Here is a 19,151-nt window from a genome sequence, read left to right as displayed (position 1 = left end):
CCGGGAAAGCGCGCGGCCATGGCATGGCCACAGGCGTCAAGGCGCGCTGTAGTGACATGCCGTATCGAAAGACGACGGGCCAGATAACAACATTCCTGGCTAAGCTGTGGCGGCAGCGGCGCGCAATAACGAGCCGCTTTGATTCCGCCGTGAATGGTGCACCGCTGAGGGTGCGCGTGGCTCAGGCGCCCGGCCCGAAGGGGACGCTCTGAAATGGCTGGCATCGCTGATGCGCTGGCCTTGTGGCGCGGACGGGAGTTGGATAAAACTGCGTCTGCAGGCGCCGTCCGCAAAGATGGGGCAGGAGGCGCCGAGGCCGGCATTATAACATCGGCAGCGCGTTTATCCCCGTTCTGTTGCGGGAAAACGGCCCGCAAAGCCGCCAAAACACTGAAAAAGGCCAGTTGCCACGCTGCGGGCGATGCCGCGTCATCTATAATGGTTCCTTTTGCCAATCACACGCCAAATCATGGAATTAGCCAAGTCTTTCGAGCCCGCCGACATTGAACAATTCTGGCGCACCGAGTGGGAACAGCGCGGTTACTTTACCGCCACCCTCGATGCCGGAAAACCTTCCTTCAGCATCCAGTTGCCGCCGCCGAACGTCACCGGCACCCTGCACATGGGCCATGCGTTCAACCAGACCATCATGGATGGCCTGACCCGCTACCACCGTATGCTGGGCCACAACACGGCCTGGATTCCCGGCACCGATCACGCGGGCATCGCCACGCAAATCGTCGTGCAACGCCAGCTGGACGCGCAAAAGATTTCGCGCCATGACCTGGGCCGCGAGAAATTCGTGGAAAAAGTGTGGGAATGGAAAGAAAAATCCGGTTCCATCATCACCGGCCAGATGCGCCGCCTGGGCGCCTCGGCCGACTGGCAGCGCGAATACTTCACGATGGATGAACCGCGCTCGAAAGTCGTCACCGACGTCTTCGTGCGCCTGTTCGAGCAAGGCCTGATCTACCGCGGCAAGCGCCTCGTCAACTGGGACCCCGTGCTGGGCACGGCCGTGTCCGACCTGGAAGTGGTGTCCGAAGAAGAAGACGGCTCCATGTGGTACATCAAGTACCCGCTGGCCGATGGCAGCGGTTTCCTGACGGTGGCAACGACCCGTCCTGAAACCATGCTGGGCGACGTGGCCGTGGCCGTCGATCCGACGGACGAGCGCTACACAGCGCTGGTGGGCAAGATGCTGAAACTGCCGCTGACGGACCGTGAAATTCCCATCATCGCCGACGAATACGTCGACAAGGAATTCGGCACGGGCTGCGTGAAGATTACCCCCGCGCATGACATGAACGATTACGCCGTCGGCCAGCGCCACAAACTGGCGCAGATCGTCATTCTGACCCTGGACGCGAAGATCACCGACGACGCACCTGAAGCCTACCGCGGCATGGACCGCTTCGCCGCACGCAAGCAGATCGTCGCCGACCTCGATGCGCAAGGCTTGCTCGAGCAAGTCAAGCCGCACAAACTGATGGTGCCGCGCGGCGACCGCACTGGCGTCGTCATCGAGCCGATGCTGACGGACCAGTGGTTCGTCGCCATGAGCAAGCCGGCCCCGGAAGGCACTTTCTTCCCAGGCAAGTCGATCGCCGAAACGGCACTGGACAAGGTTGCCAATGGCGAAATCAAGTTTGTGCCGGAAAACTGGAGCACCACCTACAATCAGTGGCTCAACAACATCCAGGACTGGTGCATCTCGCGCCAGCTGTGGTGGGGCCATCAAATCCCGGCCTGGTACGACGACAAGGGCAATATCTTCGTTGCCAAGACGGAAGCTGAGGCGCAAGCCAAGGCCGTGGCCGCCGGCAGCACGGGGCCCTTGAAGCGCGATGACGACGTGCTCGACACCTGGTTCTCGTCGGCCCTGGTGCCATTCTCTACCATGGGTTGGCCTGAAGAAACGCCGGACATGAAGGCTTTCCTGCCGTCGTCCGTGCTGGTGACGGGTTTCGACATCATCTTCTTCTGGGTCGCGCGCATGGTCATGATGACGGCGCACTTCACGGGCAAGGTACCGTTTGAAACTGTCTACGTGCACGGCCTGGTGCGCGATTCGACGGGACAGAAGATGTCCAAGTCGAAGGGCAATACGCTGGACCCGATCGACTTGATCGACGGCATCGACCTGGAAGGCTTGATCGTCAAGCGCACCACGGGCCTGATGAACCCGCGCGACGCGGAAAAAATCACCAAGGCGACGCGCAAGGAATTCCCGGAAGGCATTTCGGCCTACGGCACGGACGCCGTGCGCTTCACCATGGCCAGCTATGCCTCCCTGGGCCGCAACATCAACTTCGACCTGGGCCGCTGCGAAGGCTACCGCAACTTCTGCAACAAGATGTGGAACGCTACCCGTTTCGTCATGATGAATACGGAAGGCAAGGATTGCACGCCGAATGACGCCGACCTGTCGCAAGCGGACAAGTGGATCATCTCCCTGCTGCAAAAGGCCGAGCTGGACGTGGCCAAGGGCTTTGAAGACTTCCGTTTCGACAACATCGCCGCCACCATCTACAAATTCGTCTGGGACGAGTATTGCGACTGGTACCTGGAAGTGGCGAAAGTTCAAGTGCAACAGGGCACGGAAGGCCAGCAACGCGCCACCCGCCACACCCTGCTGCGCGTGCTGGAAGTGGTATTGCGCCTGGCCCATCCGATCATCCCGTTTGTCACGGAAGCGCTGTGGCAAACGGTGGCGCCTTTGGCCGGCAAGACGCTCAAGGCGGAAGGTGATTCCATCATGATGCAGCCGTATCCGATCGCCAATACCGACAAGATCGACGAGTCGGCCGAAGCGTGGATGCAGCAACTGAAAGCCTTGACGGATGCGACGCGCAACCTGCGCGGCGAAATGCAAATTTCTCCTTCCGTGCGCGTGCCGCTGATCGTCGAAGCGGGCAATGCCAGCGAGAAAGAAGCGCTGGCATCGTATGCGCCCTACATCCAGTCGCTGGGCAAGCTGGCCGAAGTGCAGATCGTCGATGCGCTGCCGGACTCGCCTGCGGCCGTCGCCATCGTCGGCACCACCAAGCTGATGCTGAAAGTGGAAATCGACGTGGCCGCCGAACGCGAACGCCTGGGCAAGGAAATCGCCCGCATCGAAGCGGAAATTGCCAAAGTAAATAGCAAATTAGGCAATGAGAGCTTTGTCGCGCGCGCCCCGGCCGCCATCGTTGCGCAAGAAAACGAGCGTTTGCTCAGTTTTTCGGCCACAATTGAAAAATTGCGCGAACAGTTTGCTAAACTAGCCAGCGCATAAGGCAAGTTTGGAAGGATTGCGCGGCGTCATCCGTGACGCCGCGCAGTACCGCTGGTCTTGCCTTGGTATATAAACTGTTCGTGACCCGATCAAAAAAACCATTGGAGACTAGCAATGCATAAAATATTCAAAGCAAGCGTCACAGCAAGCATCATGATGGCCGCCCTGGCCATCGCCGGCAGCGCCACAGCGCGCGACGATAACCACACGCCCGTAGGCACGTGGAAAACCATCGACGACGCCACCGGCAAGCCGAAATCGCTCGTCGTCATCACGGAAAACAACGGTGTCTTGCAAGGTAAGATCGACAAGCTGTTCCGCGCCCCGAATGAAGATCAAAACCCGAAGTGCGACAAGTGCACGGGCGCCAACAAGGACCAGCCCATCATCGGCCTGGTAATCCTGTCCGGCCTGAAGTATGACGGCAAGGAATGGACGGGCGGCGAAATCACGGACCCGGCCAATGGCAAGACTTACAAGAGCAAGGCCGAACTGATGGAAGGCGGCACCAAGTTGCAAGTGCGCGGCTACATCGGTGTACCAATGTTTGGCCGCTCGCAGACGTGGGTGCGCGAAGAATAAGCAGCGCACGCCCTGCCCCGCCCTGTCGAAGCCGGCCTCAGCGCCGGCTTTTTTACGTCTGACGCACGGCTGGCGCCGGCTTGCGGTGATGCTTGCTCAGATGCCGGTCCAGGCTGTTGGCGAACTGCTGCCGGTCGGACTGGCTGAAGGCGGTCGGGCCGCCCGTGTCCACGCCACCGCTGCGCAATTCTTCCATGAAGGCGCGCATCGTCAGTTGCTGGGCGATATTATCTTTCGTATAAAACTCGCCGCGGGGATTCAGCGCAAAACCGCCCTTGGTCAGCACGTCGGCAGCCAGCGGGATGTCACCGGTGATGACGAGGTCGCCGGGATTGAGCAGCCGCACGATTTCCTGGTCGGCAACATCGGCGCCGGACGGCACTTGCACGGTGCGGATGAAGCGCGACGGCGGCACGCGCAAGCCCTGGTTGGCCACCAGGATGAGCGGCAACTCCAGGCGATCGGCCACGCGGTACAGGATTTCCTTGATGACCACGGGGCAGGCATCGGCGTCGATCCAGATTTGCATGCCCGGCATGGCTTGCTGACTACCGTCCGCCATCACAGTTCCCACGCTTCGCCGCCGGGACCCATGCGCGGTGCGCTGACGCCGAAGTGCAAATAGGCGGCCGGCGTGGCAACGCGGCCACGCGGCGTGCGCTGCAAGAAGCCTTGCTGGATCAGATACGGTTCCAGCACGTCTTCGATGGTATCGGCCGCTTCACCGATAGCGGCCGCCAGGTTGCCGATGCCGACGGGACCGCCGCCAAACTTGAACAGCACGGCTTCGAGCAGCTTGCGGTCCATCACGTCGAAGCCCACAGAATCGACGTCCAGCATGGCCAAGGCGCGGTCGGCCACCACCTTGGTGATCTCGCCATTGCTTTTGACTTCCGCAAAATCGCGCACGCGGCGCAGCAAGCGGTTGGCGATACGCGGCGTGCCACGGGCGCGCTGGGCGATCTCGTGCGCGCCTTCCGGGTCGATGGGCGCTTTCAGCAAGGCGGCGCTGCGCGTGACGATCTTCGTCAGTTCGCCCGTGTTGTAAAACTCCAGGCGCGCCACGATGCCGAAGCGGTCGCGCAGCGGGTTGGTCAACATGCCGGCCCGCGTGGTGGCGCCGACCAGGGTAAACGGTTGCAGATCGAGTTTCACGGAACGGGCAGCCGGGCCTTCGCCGATCATAATATCGATTTGATAATCCTCAAGCGCCGGATACAAAATCTCTTCCACGACAGGCGACAGCCGGTGGATTTCATCGATGAACAGGACGTCGTTCGCTTCCAGGTTCGTCAAAATCGCCGCCAGGTCGCCCGGGCGCTCCAGCACGGGGCCGGACGTCTGGCGCAGGTTGACGCCCATTTCGCGCGCGATGATGTGCGCCAGGGTCGTCTTGCCCAGGCCCGGCGGCCCGAACAGCAAGGTATGGTCGAGCGCTTCCTTGCGCTGGCGCGCCGCCGTGATGAAGATTTCCAGCTGGTCGCGGATCTTTTCCTGCCCCACATACTCGTCTAGCTGCTTGGGGCGCAAAGCCCGTTCGATGGCTTCTTCGTTGTGCGAGATGGGCGCCGCGTCGATGATGCGCTGTTCCGTGAAGCTGTCGGTCTGGATGCTCATGCCTTATCAGCCTTTCGACAGCGCTTTCAGCGCCAGTTTGATGCCGTCCGAGACGCCGCTGCCAGCCGGCACGTTTTTCACGGCGGCCAGCGCTTCCTTGTCCGAATAACCGAGCGCCACCAGCGCGTTCAAAATATCCGATTGCGCGTCCGGCGCCGCGTGTGCGCCACCGGCGCCGATATCGGCACCCAACTTGCCCTTCAATTCCAGCAGCAGACGCTCGGCCGTCTTCTTGCCGATGCCAGGTACTTTGACCAGGCGGCCCGAATCCTGCAAGGTGATCGCTTGCGCCAGGTCGGCAATCGTCATGCCCGACAGGATGGACAAGGCCATGCGCGCGCCCACGCCCGTGATCTTGATCAACTGGCGGAACACGGCCCGCTCAGCCGCATTGCCGAAGCCAAACAACAGATGCGCATCTTCGCGGATGGCCTGGTGCGTGAACAGCACGACTTTTTCACCCACGTGCGGCAAGTTGTAAAACGTGCTCATCGGCACGTCGACTTCATAGCCTACGCCCTGGCAATCGACCAGCAATTGTGGCGGATTCTTTTCAAGCAAAATACCGGAGAGACGACCTATCATCGCGTGTTCCTAATGTTGTGTATATAGTTATGGGCCATGCGTTTACCCCACTAAACGGCCGCGCTTCATGCGCAAGCCCTGCAGCTGGGGCGCCAGTGCGCCTATCATGGCCAGCGCATCGATGCTGTTGGCGTGGCAAATGGCCACGCCCAGGGCATCGGCCGCATCCGTGCCGGGCAAGCCGGGCAGTGACAACAGCCGCGACACCATTTCCTGCACCTGCTCCTTGGCCGCCTTGCCGTGGCCCGTGACGGCCTGTTTCACTTGCAGCGCCGTATATTCGGCCACCGACAGGTCGGCATGCACGAGCGCGCAGATGGCCGCGCCGCGCGCCTGGCCCAGCAGCAGGGTCGATTGGGGATTGACGTTGACAAACACTTTTTCGATGGCCGCGCAATCGGGCTGGTAGGTACCGACAATTTCGCTCACGCCCTGCAGGATGATCTTCAGGCGCGGTGGCAATTGCCCTTCGGAACCCGTCTTGATGGTCCCTGACGCGATATAGCGCAGCTTGTTGCCGTGTTTTTCAATGACCCCAAAGCCGGTCGTGCGCAGGCCAGGATCGATGCCAAGAATAATCATCGCCAGATTCTATAATGAATACGGCAGGCACCGGTGAATAACCGATGCCTGCCGCTGAGTACTTTTTAGAGAGCCTGTAGGTCGGATTAGCGGTACGCGTAATCCGACATGCGTTGCCAACTGCGCTTGTCGGATTACGCGCGGCCTGCGGCCCCGCTAATCCGACCTACTTTCTCCATCGATCAATGACGGAAGTGACGCGTGCCCGTGTAGAGCATGACCACGCCGCGCTCGTCCGCCGCATCGATCACTTCCTGGTCGCGCATGGAGCCGCCCGGGTGGATGACGCAGGTCGCGCCCGCATCGACGACGACGTCGAGGCCGTCGCGGAACGGGAAGAAGGCATCCGACGCCACCACGGAACCGGTCAGCGACAGGCCCGCGTTTTGCGCCTTGATGGAAGCGATGCGGGCCGAATCGATACGGCTCATTTGGCCAGCACCCACGCCCAGGGTCATGTTATTGCCGCAGAAGACGATGGCGTTCGACTTGACGAATTTCGCCACTTTCCAGGCGAACATCAGGTCCGACAATTGCTGCGGCGTTGGCTGCAGCTTGCTGACCACGCGCAAGTCGCCGATACCGACGTTTTTCGCGTCCGGCGATTGCACCAGCAGACCGCCACCCACGCGCTTGAAGTCCATGGCGTTGACGCCATTGCCCAGTGGGATTTCCAGCATGCGCACGTTTTGCTTGCTCGACAGAATCTGTTTCGCTTCCTTTGAAAACGATGGGGCGATCAGCACTTCCACGAACAGCTTGGCGATTTCGCCGGCGGTGGCGCCATCGAGTTCCGTGTTGAAGGCGATGATGCCGCCAAACGCGGAGGTCGGGTCCGTCTGCAGGGCACGCGCATACGCTTCGGCCGCATCCTTGCCCAGGGCTACGCCGCATGGGTTCGCGTGCTTGACGATCACGCAGGCGGCGCTTTGCTCGAAGCCGCCCAGGCTCTTCACACATTCCCAGGCTGCATCGGCATCGGCGATGTTGTTATACGACAATTCCTTGCCTTGCAGCTGGCGATAGTTGGCCAGCGCGCCATCGATGGTCACCAGGTCGCGGTAGAAGGCGGCGCTCTGGTGCGGGTTTTCACCGTAGCGCATGTCTTGCACTTTTTCAAAGGCAACGTTCAGGATTTGCGGATAAGCGCCGCGCTCGGCGTGCACCTTCGTCGGGCCCAGGCTGGTCAGGTAGTTGGTGATGGCGCCATCGTATTGCGCCGTGTGCGCAAAGACTTTTTTCGCCAGCATGAATTTGGTGTCGTAGCTGACGTCGCCTGCCTTGCCGTCGGCCGAGCGCATTTCCGCCAGCACGGCGTCGTAGTCGGTCGGATCGCAGATGACGACCACGTCCTTGTGGTTCTTGGCCGCCGAACGCAGCATGGTCGGGCCGCCGATATCGATGTTTTCGATGGCGTCTTCCAGCGTGCAATCGGCCTTGGCAACCGTGCCCTGGAACGGGTACAGGTTGACCACCACCATGTCGATGGTCGGCATGTCGTGCTCGACCAGTTTCGACATGTGCTCAGGGAAATCGCGGCGCGCCAGGATACCGCCATGCACTTTCGGGTGCAGGGTTTTCACACGGCCATCGAGCATCTCCGGGAAACCCGTGTAATCGGCAACTTCCGTGACAGGAACACCGTTGTCTGCCAGCAATTTTGCGGTACCGCCGGTGGACAGGAGGTTGACGCCGAGGGCCGACAGGGCACGGGCGAATTCGAGAACGCCGGTCTTGTCGGAAACGGAGAGGAGAGCTTGTTTGATCATGGCTGTGGCTAGGTGGTTAAGTGTTCTTGGCGAATGGCGCAGCGCTCAGCTTCAGGCTAAGCCCGCTGCGGCGGATTCAAATCTTGGCGTCACTTGCATGCCGGCATTACAGCAAACCGTGCTCCTGCAATTTCTTGCGCAGGGTATTGCGGTTGATGCCCAGCATCTGCGCGGCGTGCGACTGGTTGCCATCGGCGCGTGTCATCACGACTTCCAGGATGGGCTTTTCCACGGTCAGCACGACCATGTCATAGATATTCGATGCTTGCTGTTCGCCCAGGTCATTGAAGTAATCTTCTAGACTTTTCTGTACGACTTCCTGAATGCTTTCTTTGCTCATTTTTATGCTTCAACCGGCTGAACACCTGGCAATGCGGTGCCGCGCCGCTCATGCGGTCCGCGTGCTGCCCTCTTGCCTCGGTGTTGTAATTAATATTGCATGACGCTCTGTATAGGCGCTCGCCCTTGTACTTCTCGCAACTATTGCTTGTAACTTATATCACTGCGTTGCTATCTGCTCATGCTGCCGTGGCCGTTTCTAGCAGGCCACTTTCACTGGATTCGGAGAGGCGGTATTGTAACCGCTCGCCAAATTTCCATTGCGACTCAAAAAATTGATCGACGGCCAGCAATTGCGCGTCCGTCGACTCCAGCAAGTTCATTTGCTGGCGGAACGCTTCGCCGCCTTCCAGGTCTTTCACATACCAGCCGATGTGCTTGCGCGCCGTGCGCACACCGAGAAATTCTCCGTAAAACGCGTAATGGGCGCGCAAATGCTCATCCATCAAGGTACGCACTTCATCCACGTAGGGTGCCGGCAACACGGTGCCGGTGCGCAGGAAATGGTCGATTTCGCGGCAAATCCACGGCCGGCCCTGCGCCGCGCGGCCGATCATGACGGCATCGGCACCCGTTTGATCGAGCACAAAACGGGCCTTCTGCGGACTGGTAATGTCGCCATTGGCCACCACGGGAATACCCACTGATGCTTTCACGGCGGCAATGGTTTCATATTCGGCATCGCCCTTGTAGCCATCGGCGCGCGTACGGCCGTGCAAGGTCAGCATCTGGATGCCAGCCTGCTCGGCGATGCGGGCGATTTTCAGGGCATTCTTGTTTTCGCGGTTCCAGCCCGTGCGAAATTTCAGGGTGACGGGCACGTCGACGGCATTGACGACGGCGTGCAGGATCTTTTCGACCAGGCTTTCGTTTTGCAGCAGGGCCGAACCGCACCAGCTGTTGCACACCTTCTTCACGGGGCAACCCATGTTGATGTCGATGATCTGCGCGCCCCGGTCCACGTTGAACTTGGCGCAATCGGCCAGGTCTTGCGGATCGGCACCGGCGATTTGCACGGCTTTCGGCTCCATTTCGCCTTCGTGGTCCGTGCGGCGCGCGCTTTTTTCCGTCGCCCACAGGCGTGGATTCGACGCCGCCATTTCCGACACGGCATAGCCGGCACCCAGCTGCTTGCACAACTGGCGGAAAGGCCGATCCGTCACGCCCGCCATGGGAGCGACGAAAACGTTATTGCGCAGAATGTAAGGGCCGATTTGCACTGAAGAACCTGGAATGGACGGAGGAACCTGCTATTTTAACCGATTCCCTGCCTATTTAATAAGCACTATTTTTTTGTTTCAGTGCGCCAGAGTGGGCGCCGCGCTTGTGCAGCACAGCAAAATGGACCGCTGGCGGCCCGGTCCGGCAGCTCGCCCCGACTGTCAGCTCAGCTCGTCCATTGCGGGCACGCTCAGGTGGTCGATGTCTCCCCAGTGCTTTAATTGCAGCTTGCCATCCGCATACGAAAAACGGTTGACGCTGGCATTTTGAACCTGGAAGTCGCGCGGACTGTCGAGCGCCATGCCGATCGCCTCGCGGTAGGCGCATTCGAGCACGCCGCCGTGTGCCACGATGGCTATCGTCTGGCCGTCATAGCGCTGGGCCCAGCGCGCGATGGCGCCATTTGCGCGCGCATAGAACTGGCGGAAGCTCTCCGCTACGCGCTCGCCGGAGGGCATCACGGCATCGATCTGCCGCGATTGCCATTGCGCATACTCATGCGGATAGCGCGCGGCGATATCCGCATACAGCAAGCCTTCGAAAGCGCCATAGCAGCGCTCGCGCAGCAAGGGGTCTGCCTGCACGGGAAGGTCTTTCACATCGGCTACGGCTTGCGCCGTATGCTGCGCGCGTTGCAAGTCGCTGGCAATGATGGCGGCCAGCGGTTCATCCGCCAGCGCCTGCCCCAGCGCGGCCGCTTGGGCCAAGCCCGCCTCGTTCAAGGCGATGTCGATATGGCCCTGCAGGCGGCGACCCGCGTTCCAGGCCGTTTCGCCATGGCGTATCAGTAAAATCGTGGTGCTCATGCTTTATTTCTTCAGGGTAAGTGCCAGCTCGGGCTTGAGCGAGTAGGCAACGACGAGCTGGGCTTCGTCGAGGATGTGGCCGTAGAGAGCGGCATGGGCTTGCTGCCCCGTAAAACGCTCGGGCAAGGCCAGGCGCGGCACGTCGAGCGCATACAGGCGGAAGATGTAGTGGTGGATGCGCTCGTCATTCCACGGCGGGCACGGGCCATCATAACCGTAATAATCGCCGGCCATGTCAGGATCGCCGGCAAACCAGCCCGTGTAGTCGTTGATGCCCTGGCGCAACACCGTACCAGCAGGCTTGCCGCGCGGCGTGATGCCGCTGGAAAACTCTCCGGCGGCTATGACCCGCATGTCCGGCGGCAAGTCGAGCAAGCTCCAGTGATAAAAGTCACCGCGCAGCGCCGTCAGCGGCAGAGCCTGGTCATCGCGGTTGGCCAGGCTGGCGTCTTGCGGCGCATCGGGGTCGATGCAGAACAGGGCCAGCGATTCGGTGCCGCTAGGCACCTCATCCCAGGCCAGATGGGGATTGCGGTTGCCGGCGAGGCGCACGCGGCTGGCCGGATCGATCTCGGCAAACGCATAGTCGGCCGGCATCAGGCCGCCATCACGAAACGTCTCGCTCCACAATATCATCGCTTGCTCCCTTTTATCTTTTTAGTTATTGCTTTGCATTCACTTGCAGCCAAAAGGTGACGGGTCCGTCATTCGTCAGCGACACTTGCATGTCGGCGCCAAACTGTCCCGTTTGCACGGTCGCATGGCGGCTGCGCGCCTGTTCCACGAAATGCGAAAACAGGCGCAAGCCATCCTGCGGCGCGGCTGCCGGCGTAAACGACGGGCGCGTACCGGACTTGGTATCGGCCGCCAGCGTAAACTGGGGCACCAGCAGCAAGCCGCCGGCCACGTCCGTGACACTGCGGTTCATCTTGCCCGCTTCGTCGGCAAACACACGATAGCCAAGCAATTTGGTCAGCAGGGCGTCCGCTTCCTTCTCCGTATCGCCCCGCTCCGCACACACCAGCACCATCAGGCCGGCGTCAATGGCGCCGATGGTGGCGCCGGCAACGTCGACTTTCGCCTGCGTGACTCTTTGCAGCAGCGCAATCATGCCGTCAAGGTGACGCGCGCGAAACTGCGCTTGCCAACTTGCAACACGAATTCGCCGGCCGCCACTTGCAAGCCCTTGTCGCTGATGACGGTGCCGTCGATGCGCACGCCGCCCTGGTCGATCTTGCGCATGGCTTCCGAGGTCGATGGGCACAGACCTGCTTGCTTGAGCAATTGCGGGATGCCCAGCGGTGCGCCAGCCAGCGTCACTGCCGGGATATCGTCGGGAATGCCGCCCTTCGAGCGGTTGACGAAGTCGGCCAGCGCATCTTCCGCCGCCTGCTGCGAATGGAAACGGGCGACGATTTCTTGCGCCAGCGCAACCTTGGCATCGCGTGGATTGCGGCCTTCCTCGACTTCGCGCTTCAGCTGGGCCAGTTCGGCGATCGAACGCCACGACAGCAACTCGTAGTAGCGCCACATCATGACGTCGGAAATACTCATCAGCTTGGCGAACATGGTGTTACCCGGTTCCGTGATGCCGATGTAGTTATTCTTCGACTTGGACATTTTTTCCACGCCGTCCAAACCTTCCAGCAGCGGCATGGTCAAAATACATTGCTGCTCCTGTCCATACTGCTTTTGCAGTTCGCGGCCCACCAGCAGGTTGAACTTCTGGTCCGTGCCGCCCAGTTCCAGGTCCGACTTCAGAGCCACCGAGTCGTAGCCTTGCATCAGCGGGTAGAGGAATTCATGCACGGAAATAGGAATGCCGCCCTGGAAGCGCTTGGTGAAGTCGTCGCGCTCGATCATGCGCGCCACCGTGTAGTGGGAAGCGAGCTGAATGATGCCGCGCGCGCCCAGCGGATCGCACCACTCGGAGTTATAGCGGATTTCGGTCTTGCTGGCGTCCAGCACTAAAGATGCTTGCGCGAAATACGTCATCGCGTTAATCTCGATCTGTTCCTTGGTCAAAGGCGGGCGCGTGACGTTGCGGCCCGAAGGGTCGCCGATCATCGAAGTAAAGTCGCCAATGAGGAAAATGACTTGATGGCCCAGGTTTTGCAACTGGCGCATCTTGTTCAGCACGACAGTGTGGCCCAGATGCAAGTCGGGTGCAGTCGGGTCTAGGCCCAGTTTGATGCGCAGTGGAACACCGGTTTTCTCGGAGCGTGCTAATTTTTGCGCAAATTCGCTTTCGATCAAGAGTTCGTCGACGCCACGCTTGGTAATCGCGAGGGCTTCTTGTACTCTGTCCGACAGCACAAGCGCGGTCTGAGCGGCGTTAGCCTTTGTAGGCGATGCGGTGGTGTTGATTTCCATAAAATTTGACTGTAGATCTCAAAATGGTAGTAGGTTTGCGGAGTTTGCTATAATGCTCGATCCCATCAATCTTGCCGTATGAAAACGAACCAAAATAACAATAACAAAGAGCACTAGTTCACGAATCGTTCAAGGGCAAATTTTAACTGATTGCATGAACCCTATACATAAAATCACAAGCTCACGCTTGTACACACAGCTGACGACGACACGCAAGGCACGCATTATCGGCGCGTCCGCAGTGCTGCTCGCCGTCGCCGCCTTCGGCGCTGTCGCTGTGTCGCCCATGGCGCCAGACGCATCCGACTTGCCGGTCACGTCCATCGCCCAGAACCTGGAAATGCCTGATCTCGCCTCGCAAATTTCCGCGATGGAACAGGTAGACCAGAATTTCACCCACGAAGAAAAAGTCCGCGCTGGCGATACCCTCGCCACCCTGCTGACCCGTCTCGGCGTGAATGATTCGGCGGCCGCCAATTTCATCAAGACCGACAAGATTGCGCGCGGCGTGATGTTGCTCAAATCGGGCAAGCGCGTGCAAGCGCAAACGTCCGAAAACGGCGACCTCAACTGGATGCGCGCCACTCTCGTCGATGGCACGGACAAATCGGTCAAGAACATCCTGATCACCCGCAAGGGCGACAAGTTCGTGGCCACGGAAGTGGCAGCCCAGCTGGAACGCCGCGTTGAAATGCACGCGCGCAAGATTACCTCCACTCTGTTTGCCGCCACCGATTCCAGCCTGGACGGCACCCGCCTGCCAGACACGATTTCCGCGCAAATCGTGGAAATGTTCTCCACCAATATCGACTTCCGCTCCGATCTGAAACGAGGCGATTCGTTCAACGTTGTCTACGAAACATTCTGGCAAGATGGCGAATTTGTCCGCGCGGGCCGCATCCTGGCCGGTGAATTCACCAACCGCGGCAAGACCTACCAGTCCGTTTGGTTCGAAGACCCAGCCAGCAAGCAAGGCGGCGGCTACTACAGTTTTGACGGCAAGTCCCTCAAAAAAGCCTTCCTGAAATCCCCCCTCGAATTTTCCCGCATCTCGTCCGGCTTCTCCATGCGTGTGCACCCGATTTCCGGCAACTGGAAAGCGCACAAGGGCATCGATTTCGCCGCAGCAACTGGCACGCCTATCCGCGCCTCGGGCGACGGCGTGGTCGATTCCGTTGGCAGCCAAAATGGCTACGGCAATGTTGTTGTCCTGAAACACTGGGCCAACTACAGCACCGCCTACGCCCACATGAGCCGCTTCGCTTCGGGCTTGAAAAAGGGTCAAAAAGTAAGCCAGGGCGATGTGATTGGCTATGTCGGCACCACCGGCTGGTCCACGGGCGCCCATTTGCACTATGAATTCCGCGTCGGCGGCGTGGCACAAGACCCAAGCAAGCTGAACGTGCAAGCCCAGGCGCCGCTGACGGCCGCCGAGCTGAGCCGCTTCCGCATGGTCTCCGCTGACATGATGCACCGCTTCACCCTGCTGCGTCCGAACGACACGGCACTGGCGTCGCGCTAAGCAACACTGCGACACTGCCTTCGGGCAATACACAAAGGCACCGCCCATGCAGATGGCCGGTGCCTTTGTTTTTTCCCCCGCGCTTTTGCGTACGGCACAAATGCGGCACAATGCACCTCATCACTTACGCACGCGAGGAAACACCCATGCTGTATATCGGTTTAATGTCGGGCACCAGCCTCGATGGCGTCGACGGCGCGCTGGTCGATTTTTCCGATGATGGCGGCGTGCGCAGCCTTGGCGACAGCTATATTGCCTTTCCCGCCAGCCTGCGCGCCGACCTGATGGCCCTGCAAAGTGCGGGCCAGAATGAAATCGAACGCGAAGCGCTGGCGGCCAATCAACTGGTGCGCCATTACGCCGACTGCGTCGCCATGCTATTGAGCAACGCCGGCATTGCCCCGGACGCCATCACCGCCATCGGCGCGCATGGCCAGACCATCCGCCACCGCCCCGAACTGGGTTTTACGCGCCAGCTGAACAACCCGGCTCTGCTGGCCGAACTGACGGGCATCGATGTCATTGCCGACTTGCGCAGCCGCGACGTGGCTGCCGGCGGCCAGGGCGCGCCGCTGGTACCAGCCTTCCATCAAGCCATTTTCAATCTTCCCGGCGACACGCGCGTGCTGGCCAATATCGGCGGCATCAGCAATATCAGCGTGCTGCATGCGGATGGCACGGTGACGGGCTACGACACAGGCCCGGGCAATGCGCTGATGGATGGCTGGGTCTTGCAGCACCAAGGCCAACCGTACGACGCCAACGGCGCCTGGGCCGCTACAGGCCAGGTCATCCCCGCCCTGCTGGCAGAATTGCTTAATGAACCGTATTTTGACTTGCCGGCGCCAAAAAGCACGGGGCGCGACCTGTTCCATGCCGACTGGCTACAAGCCAAGCTGGTCAGGCATCCAGCTGCCCGGCCGGCCGACGTGCAAGCGACCCTGACGCAGCTGACGGCCGCCAGCCTGGCGCAAGCCATCACGCGCGACGGGGCGCAGGCGGAAAACGTGTATGTATGCGGCGGCGGCGCTCAGAACGCCAGCCTGATGGCGGCCCTGGCCGCTGAATTGCCGGGCATGGCGGTGGCATCGACGGAAGCGCTGGGCGTGGCGCCCAGCCAGGTCGAAGCGCTGGCCTTTGCCTGGCTGGCCTGGCGTTTTACACAGCGCAAGCCTGGCAACTTGCCTGCCGTGACGGGCGCGCAGGGTTTGCGAGTACTGGGTGCGCTGTATCCCCGTTGATCATGCGTAGAAACACAAATAGCGGATCAACGATCCGCTATTTTCTTGCTTGCTCCGCCTAATACTTAAACGGAGAAGGACGAGCCGCAACCGCAGGTAGAAGTAGCCGTTGGATTTTTAATCACGAACTGCGCACCCTCCAGGTCATCCTTGTAATCGATTTCCGCGCCGACCAGGTACTGGTAGCTCATGGAGTCGATCAACAGCTGGACGCCGTTCTTGACCATGGTGGTGTCATCTTCATTGACGATTTCGTCGAAGGTGAAACCGTACTGGAAGCCGGAACAGCCGCCACCCTGCACGAAAACGCGCAATTTCAGGTCGGGATTACCTTCTTCTTCGATCAACTGCGCGACTTTTTCAGCGGCGCTATCGGTAAAGATAATGGGTGAAGGGATCACATCTTGCATTTCAGCGACGGCATTCATATTGGACACTCCTACTAGAAAACATTAACTCATTATAGACTGTTGCCGCAACTCGCGCTGCGACAGCCACTGAGGCGGCTGGACGGTGTTGTTCTTGCTCACATTTCCGACACGGCCAGGTGCAGCACGGGGTCGGCGCTGTCGTGGCGACTCAGCCTGCCTTGCACCAGGGCGCCGCTGTGCATTTCCAGCACCTTGTAATAGACCTCTCCTACAATGCGGGCTTTCGGCTGGATTTCAAGCATTTCGGACACGTACACGGGGCCGTTGATCTCGCCGCTGACGACCAGGCTGGAGCAGCGCACTTCGCCATCGATGCGCCCCGCCTCGCCCAGCACCACATACGTGGGCTCGCCCGGCTCGCCCGTGACATTGCCGCGCACCTGACCATCGATGCGCAGGCCGCCGCAAAACAGCAAGTCACCCTCGATCCGCGTGGAGGCGCCGATCAGGGTATCGATGGGGTTTTTCGCGTTGCGCTCGAACATGAACGTCATCCTATCCGGTGTACGTGGCAGCCCAATTTATCACAGGTCCGGCAAAAAGACGCCGGACCTCCGCAAACGCTAGTGCCTATATTTAAGGCATCACGGCGATATGTTGCAAACCGGCCGTCTCTTTCAAGCCAAACATCAAGTTCATGCATTGCACAGCCTGGCCCGACGCGCCCTTGACCAGATTATCTTGCACCACCAGCACGATGACGGTATTGCCGCCTTCCGGACGGTGCAAGGCCAGGCGCAGCATGTTCGAGCCGCGCGTGGAGCGGGTTTCCGGGTGCGAGCCGAATGGCATCACGTCGACGAAAGGCTCATCCTTGTATTGCTCTTCGAACAAGGCTTGCAATGCTTCATTGCTGACGTCCTTGTTCAGCTGCGCGTACAGGGTCGAATGCATGCCGCGTATCATCGGCACCAGGTGCGGTGTAAAGGTCAGCCCCACTTTCTCATCCGTGAAACGCTGCAATTGCGCCGCCGTTTCCGGCAGGTGGCGGTGGCCGGCCACGCCGTATGCTTTGAAGCTGTCGCTGCTTTCCGAGAACAGGATGCCGATTTCCGCCTTGCGGCCGGCACCCGACACGCCCGACTTGCAGTCGGCGATCAAGCCGCCCGCGTTGACCAGGCCCGCCTTGAGCAAGGGGTAAAAGCCCAGCTGCATGGTGGTCGGGTAGCAACCGGGATTGGCGATCAGGCTGGCTTTTTTAATATCTTCGCGGTTCAGTTCAGGCAAGCCGTACACGGCTTGCTCGATCAGCTCGGGCGCAGTGTGGGCAATCTTGTACCATTGCTCGAACTTGGCCTGGTCTTTCAGGCGGAAATCAGCCGCCAGGTCGATGACTTTCACACCGGCGGCCAGCAGGGCTGGCGCTTGCGCCATGGCAACACCATGCGGGGTGGCAAAGAAAACCACGTCGCACTGTTCCAGGTTGGCTTTGTCTGGCGAAGTGAACGCCAGGCTCACGTGGCCACGCAGGGAAGGATACATGTCAGCAACGGGCAAGCCATCTTCCTTGCGCGAGGTAATCGCCGTCAACTCGACATCTGGATGGGTTGCCAGCAAGCGCAGCAATTCCACGCCCGTGTATCCAGTGCCGCCGACGATGCCAACTTTGATCATGTTCTTTCCTTGTGTATAGATTGCATAAAGATGAGGGGAAATGCTACCCCAGCGGGTTTTCCGCGTATTTTACAGCGCAACGGCGCATCCCGCTGAAATGCAAAAAAGCCGCGAGACCAAAGTCCAGCGGCTTTTCGACCAGCACCCGAAGGTGCTGTAGCGTAAGAATTAACGCTTCGAGAATTGCTTTGCGCGACGTGCTTTGCGCAGACCAACTTTTTTACGCTCGACTTCACGTGCATCGCGGGTAACGAAGCCGGCTTTAGCCAGTTCCGGTTTCAACGCTGCATCGTAGTCGATCAGAGCGCGGGTGATGCCGTGACGAACTGCACCAGCCTGGCCCGACTCACCGCCGCCATGGACGTTGACTTTGATGTCGAAACGCTCGACATTGCCGGTCAGTTCCAGTGGTTGACGGATGACCATCAGACCCGTTTCGCGCGAAAAGTATTCGTTTGCTGGTTTGCCGTTAACAACGATCAAGCCTGTGCCAACTTTGATAAAAACCCGAGCCACTGCACTTTTGCGACGGCCGGTTCCATAATTGTAATTACCGATCATGTCAGTTCCTTAGAGAACAAGTGCTTTAGGTTGCTGAGCAGCGTGCGGATGGGAACCTTCCGCGTACACTTTCAGCTTCTTGATCATTGCGTAGCCGAGTGGGCCTTTAGGCAGCATGCCCTTGACCGCTTTCTCAAGCGCGCGACCTGGAAAACGCTGTTGCATTTTCTGGAAGTTGGTTTCGTAGATGCCGCCTGGATAGCCAGAGTGACGGTAGTAAATTTTCTCAGTAGCTTTGGTACCGGTCACACGCAGTTTGCCTGCGTTGATGACGACGATAAAGTCGCCGGTATCGACGTGAGGAGTAAATTCTGGTTTGTGTTTGCCGCGCAGTCGGAGTGCCACTTCGCTGGCAACACGTCCGAGGACTTTGTCCGTCGCGTCAACCACGAACCAATCGCGCTGGACTTCATGTCCTTTAGCGGAAAATGTTTTCATGTTGACTTCCTAATAGATTACACGCTCAAATGGTGGTTCCGCCGATGTTGCTATGCGGACTCTGCCTTATTTACTTTTCCTGAGCGAACGGAAAGCCGACAAGTATAAGCGGCTTTGCCTTGCCGCGTCAAGCCACTATGCAGACCGGCTGCGGGCTGGCGGGCGGCACATGGACTGGCATTCCTCTATTACA

The 19,151-nt window shown here is 59.7% G+C and carries 20 protein-coding genes; 4 read left to right on the top strand and 16 right to left on the bottom strand.

All coding sequences use genetic code 11. From position 1 onward, the window contains the following. Nucleotides 1-469: 469 nt before the first annotated feature. Together CLU92_RS23570 and CLU92_RS23565 are read left to right on the top strand one after the other, a co-directional pair. The gene (locus CLU92_RS23570; RefSeq protein ID WP_101483829.1) at nt 470-3,277 is read left to right on the top strand and encodes a valine--tRNA ligase; all 2,808 of its coding nucleotides are present in this window, start codon (nt 470-472) and stop codon (nt 3,275-3,277) included. A 114-nt stretch (nt 3,278-3,391) separates the two neighbouring features. Then, complete coding sequence (locus CLU92_RS23565) at nt 3,392-3,859, top strand: DUF2147 domain-containing protein (protein WP_101483828.1); 468 nt, start codon at nt 3,392-3,394, stop codon at nt 3,857-3,859. A 52-nt stretch (nt 3,860-3,911) separates the two neighbouring features. On the opposite strand, the gene CLU92_RS23560 is transcribed toward CLU92_RS23565, so the two are convergent. The 11 genes from CLU92_RS23560 to tyrS form a co-directional block, all read right to left on the bottom strand. Then, nucleotides 3,912-4,388 carry a YaiI/YqxD family protein gene (locus CLU92_RS23560; RefSeq protein WP_101484856.1) on the bottom strand — a complete coding sequence of 159 codons (477 nt, stop codon included), beginning with the start codon at nt 4,386-4,388 and terminating at the stop codon, nt 3,912-3,914. Between the two features lie 32 nt (nt 4,389-4,420). Beyond that, a complete protein-coding gene (gene ruvB, locus CLU92_RS23555; RefSeq protein WP_101483827.1) occupies nt 4,421-5,476 on the bottom strand; it encodes a Holliday junction branch migration DNA helicase RuvB in 1,056 nt (351 codons plus the stop codon). A 6-nt stretch (nt 5,477-5,482) separates the two neighbouring features. Then, nucleotides 5,483-6,061 carry a Holliday junction branch migration protein RuvA gene (ruvA, locus tag CLU92_RS23550; protein ID WP_070222695.1) on the bottom strand — a complete coding sequence of 193 codons (579 nt, stop codon included), beginning with the start codon at nt 6,059-6,061 and terminating at the stop codon, nt 5,483-5,485. 42 nt (nt 6,062-6,103) lie between these two features. After that, the gene (gene ruvC, locus CLU92_RS23545) at nt 6,104-6,643 is read right to left on the bottom strand and encodes a crossover junction endodeoxyribonuclease RuvC (protein ID WP_101483826.1); all 540 of its coding nucleotides are present in this window, start codon (nt 6,641-6,643) and stop codon (nt 6,104-6,106) included. A gap of 182 nt (nt 6,644-6,825) precedes the next feature. Beyond that, nucleotides 6,826-8,412, bottom strand: coding sequence for a bifunctional phosphoribosylaminoimidazolecarboxamide formyltransferase/IMP cyclohydrolase (purH, locus tag CLU92_RS23540; RefSeq protein WP_101483825.1), 1,587 nt, complete (start codon nt 8,410-8,412; stop codon nt 6,826-6,828). A gap of 106 nt (nt 8,413-8,518) precedes the next feature. Further along, nucleotides 8,519-8,752, bottom strand: coding sequence for a helix-turn-helix domain-containing protein (locus CLU92_RS23535; protein ID WP_008445162.1), 234 nt, complete (start codon nt 8,750-8,752; stop codon nt 8,519-8,521). 178 nt (nt 8,753-8,930) lie between these two features. Next, entirely contained in the window at nt 8,931-9,971 is a 1,041-nt protein-coding gene (gene dusB / locus CLU92_RS23530) for a tRNA dihydrouridine synthase DusB (RefSeq protein WP_101483824.1), read from the bottom strand. Between the two features lie 162 nt (nt 9,972-10,133). After that, nucleotides 10,134-10,778, bottom strand: a complete 645-nt coding sequence (locus CLU92_RS23525; protein WP_101483823.1) for a histidine phosphatase family protein — start codon at nt 10,776-10,778, stop codon at nt 10,134-10,136. Nucleotides 10,779-10,781: 3 nt separating this feature from the next. After that, nucleotides 10,782-11,414: a YbhB/YbcL family Raf kinase inhibitor-like protein gene (locus CLU92_RS23520; RefSeq protein WP_101483822.1), complete on the bottom strand. Its 633-nt coding sequence runs from the start codon at nt 11,412-11,414 to the stop codon at nt 10,782-10,784. 25 nt (nt 11,415-11,439) lie between these two features. After that, nucleotides 11,440-11,889: a D-aminoacyl-tRNA deacylase gene (gene dtd / locus CLU92_RS23515; protein WP_101483821.1), complete on the bottom strand. Its 450-nt coding sequence runs from the start codon at nt 11,887-11,889 to the stop codon at nt 11,440-11,442. Then, a complete protein-coding gene (tyrS, locus tag CLU92_RS23510) occupies nt 11,886-13,151 on the bottom strand; it encodes a tyrosine--tRNA ligase (protein WP_076568307.1) in 1,266 nt (421 codons plus the stop codon). The genes dtd and tyrS overlap by 4 nt, the downstream gene beginning before the upstream one ends. Nucleotides 13,152-13,305: 154 nt before the next feature. Here tyrS and CLU92_RS23505 point away from each other — a divergent pair, with 154 nt between their 5' ends. Beyond that, nucleotides 13,306-14,673, top strand: a complete 1,368-nt coding sequence (locus CLU92_RS23505; RefSeq protein ID WP_101483820.1) for a M23 family metallopeptidase — start codon at nt 13,306-13,308, stop codon at nt 14,671-14,673. 146 nt (nt 14,674-14,819) lie between these two features. Beyond that, the gene (locus CLU92_RS23500) at nt 14,820-15,914 is read left to right on the top strand and encodes an anhydro-N-acetylmuramic acid kinase (RefSeq protein WP_101483819.1); all 1,095 of its coding nucleotides are present in this window, start codon (nt 14,820-14,822) and stop codon (nt 15,912-15,914) included. Nucleotides 15,915-15,979: 65 nt separating this feature from the next. Here CLU92_RS23500 and erpA read toward each other — a convergent pair whose 3' ends face one another. From erpA to rplM, 5 genes are all read right to left on the bottom strand, one after another. Further along, a complete protein-coding gene (gene erpA, locus CLU92_RS23495) occupies nt 15,980-16,342 on the bottom strand; it encodes an iron-sulfur cluster insertion protein ErpA (protein ID WP_029496047.1) in 363 nt (120 codons plus the stop codon). 98 nt (nt 16,343-16,440) lie between these two features. Continuing rightward, on the bottom strand, nt 16,441-16,830 hold the full coding sequence (locus tag CLU92_RS23490) for a polymer-forming cytoskeletal protein (protein ID WP_101484855.1): 390 nt from the start codon (nt 16,828-16,830) through the stop codon (nt 16,441-16,443). Between the two features lie 91 nt (nt 16,831-16,921). Then, nucleotides 16,922-17,959, bottom strand: coding sequence for an N-acetyl-gamma-glutamyl-phosphate reductase (gene argC, locus CLU92_RS23485; protein WP_101483818.1), 1,038 nt, complete (start codon nt 17,957-17,959; stop codon nt 16,922-16,924). A gap of 168 nt (nt 17,960-18,127) precedes the next feature. Beyond that, complete coding sequence (rpsI, locus tag CLU92_RS23480) at nt 18,128-18,520, bottom strand: 30S ribosomal protein S9 (RefSeq protein WP_010393285.1); 393 nt, start codon at nt 18,518-18,520, stop codon at nt 18,128-18,130. Nucleotides 18,521-18,529: 9 nt separating this feature from the next. After that, nucleotides 18,530-18,958 (bottom strand): 50S ribosomal protein L13, encoded by a 429-nt coding sequence (gene rplM / locus CLU92_RS23475; protein ID WP_010393282.1) that lies wholly within the window; start codon nt 18,956-18,958, stop codon nt 18,530-18,532. Between the last annotated feature and the right edge of the window lie 193 nt (nt 18,959-19,151).

This window comes from Janthinobacterium sp. 61 (assembly GCF_002846335.1).
Taxonomy (GTDB): domain Bacteria; phylum Pseudomonadota; class Gammaproteobacteria; order Burkholderiales; family Burkholderiaceae_D; genus Janthinobacterium.
This window is presented reverse-complemented; position numbering and strand designations above follow the sequence as displayed.

Coding starts and splice junctions, on each gene's coding strand:
- CLU92_RS23570 (WP_101483829.1), top strand. CDS start 470: ATGGAATTAGCCAAGTCTTTCGAGCCCGCCGACATTGAACAATTCTGG.
- CLU92_RS23565 (WP_101483828.1), top strand. CDS start 3,392: ATGCATAAAATATTCAAAGCAAGCGTCACAGCAAGCATCATGATGGCC.
- CLU92_RS23560 (WP_101484856.1), bottom strand. CDS start 4,388: ATGCAAATCTGGATCGACGCCGATGCCTGCCCCGTGGTCATCAAGGAA.
- ruvB (WP_101483827.1), bottom strand. CDS start 5,476: ATGAGCATCCAGACCGACAGCTTCACGGAACAGCGCATCATCGACGCG.
- ruvA (WP_070222695.1), bottom strand. CDS start 6,061: ATGATAGGTCGTCTCTCCGGTATTTTGCTTGAAAAGAATCCGCCACAA.
- ruvC (WP_101483826.1), bottom strand. CDS start 6,643: ATGATTATTCTTGGCATCGATCCTGGCCTGCGCACGACCGGCTTTGGG.
- purH (WP_101483825.1), bottom strand. CDS start 8,412: ATGATCAAACAAGCTCTCCTCTCCGTTTCCGACAAGACCGGCGTTCTC.
- CLU92_RS23535 (WP_008445162.1), bottom strand. CDS start 8,752: ATGAGCAAAGAAAGCATTCAGGAAGTCGTACAGAAAAGTCTAGAAGAT.
- CLU92_RS23525 (WP_101483823.1), bottom strand. CDS start 10,778: ATGAGCACCACGATTTTACTGATACGCCATGGCGAAACGGCCTGGAAC.
- CLU92_RS23520 (WP_101483822.1), bottom strand. CDS start 11,414: ATGATATTGTGGAGCGAGACGTTTCGTGATGGCGGCCTGATGCCGGCC.
- dtd (WP_101483821.1), bottom strand. CDS start 11,889: ATGATTGCGCTGCTGCAAAGAGTCACGCAGGCGAAAGTCGACGTTGCC.
- tyrS (WP_076568307.1), bottom strand. CDS start 13,151: ATGGAAATCAACACCACCGCATCGCCTACAAAGGCTAACGCCGCTCAG.
- CLU92_RS23505 (WP_101483820.1), top strand. CDS start 13,306: ATGAACCCTATACATAAAATCACAAGCTCACGCTTGTACACACAGCTG.
- CLU92_RS23500 (WP_101483819.1), top strand. CDS start 14,820: ATGCTGTATATCGGTTTAATGTCGGGCACCAGCCTCGATGGCGTCGAC.
- erpA (WP_029496047.1), bottom strand. CDS start 16,342: ATGAATGCCGTCGCTGAAATGCAAGATGTGATCCCTTCACCCATTATC.
- CLU92_RS23490 (WP_101484855.1), bottom strand. CDS start 16,830: ATGTTCGAGCGCAACGCGAAAAACCCCATCGATACCCTGATCGGCGCC.
- argC (WP_101483818.1), bottom strand. CDS start 17,959: ATGATCAAAGTTGGCATCGTCGGCGGCACTGGATACACGGGCGTGGAA.
- rpsI (WP_010393285.1), bottom strand. CDS start 18,520: ATGATCGGTAATTACAATTATGGAACCGGCCGTCGCAAAAGTGCAGTG.
- rplM (WP_010393282.1), bottom strand. CDS start 18,958: ATGAAAACATTTTCCGCTAAAGGACATGAAGTCCAGCGCGATTGGTTC.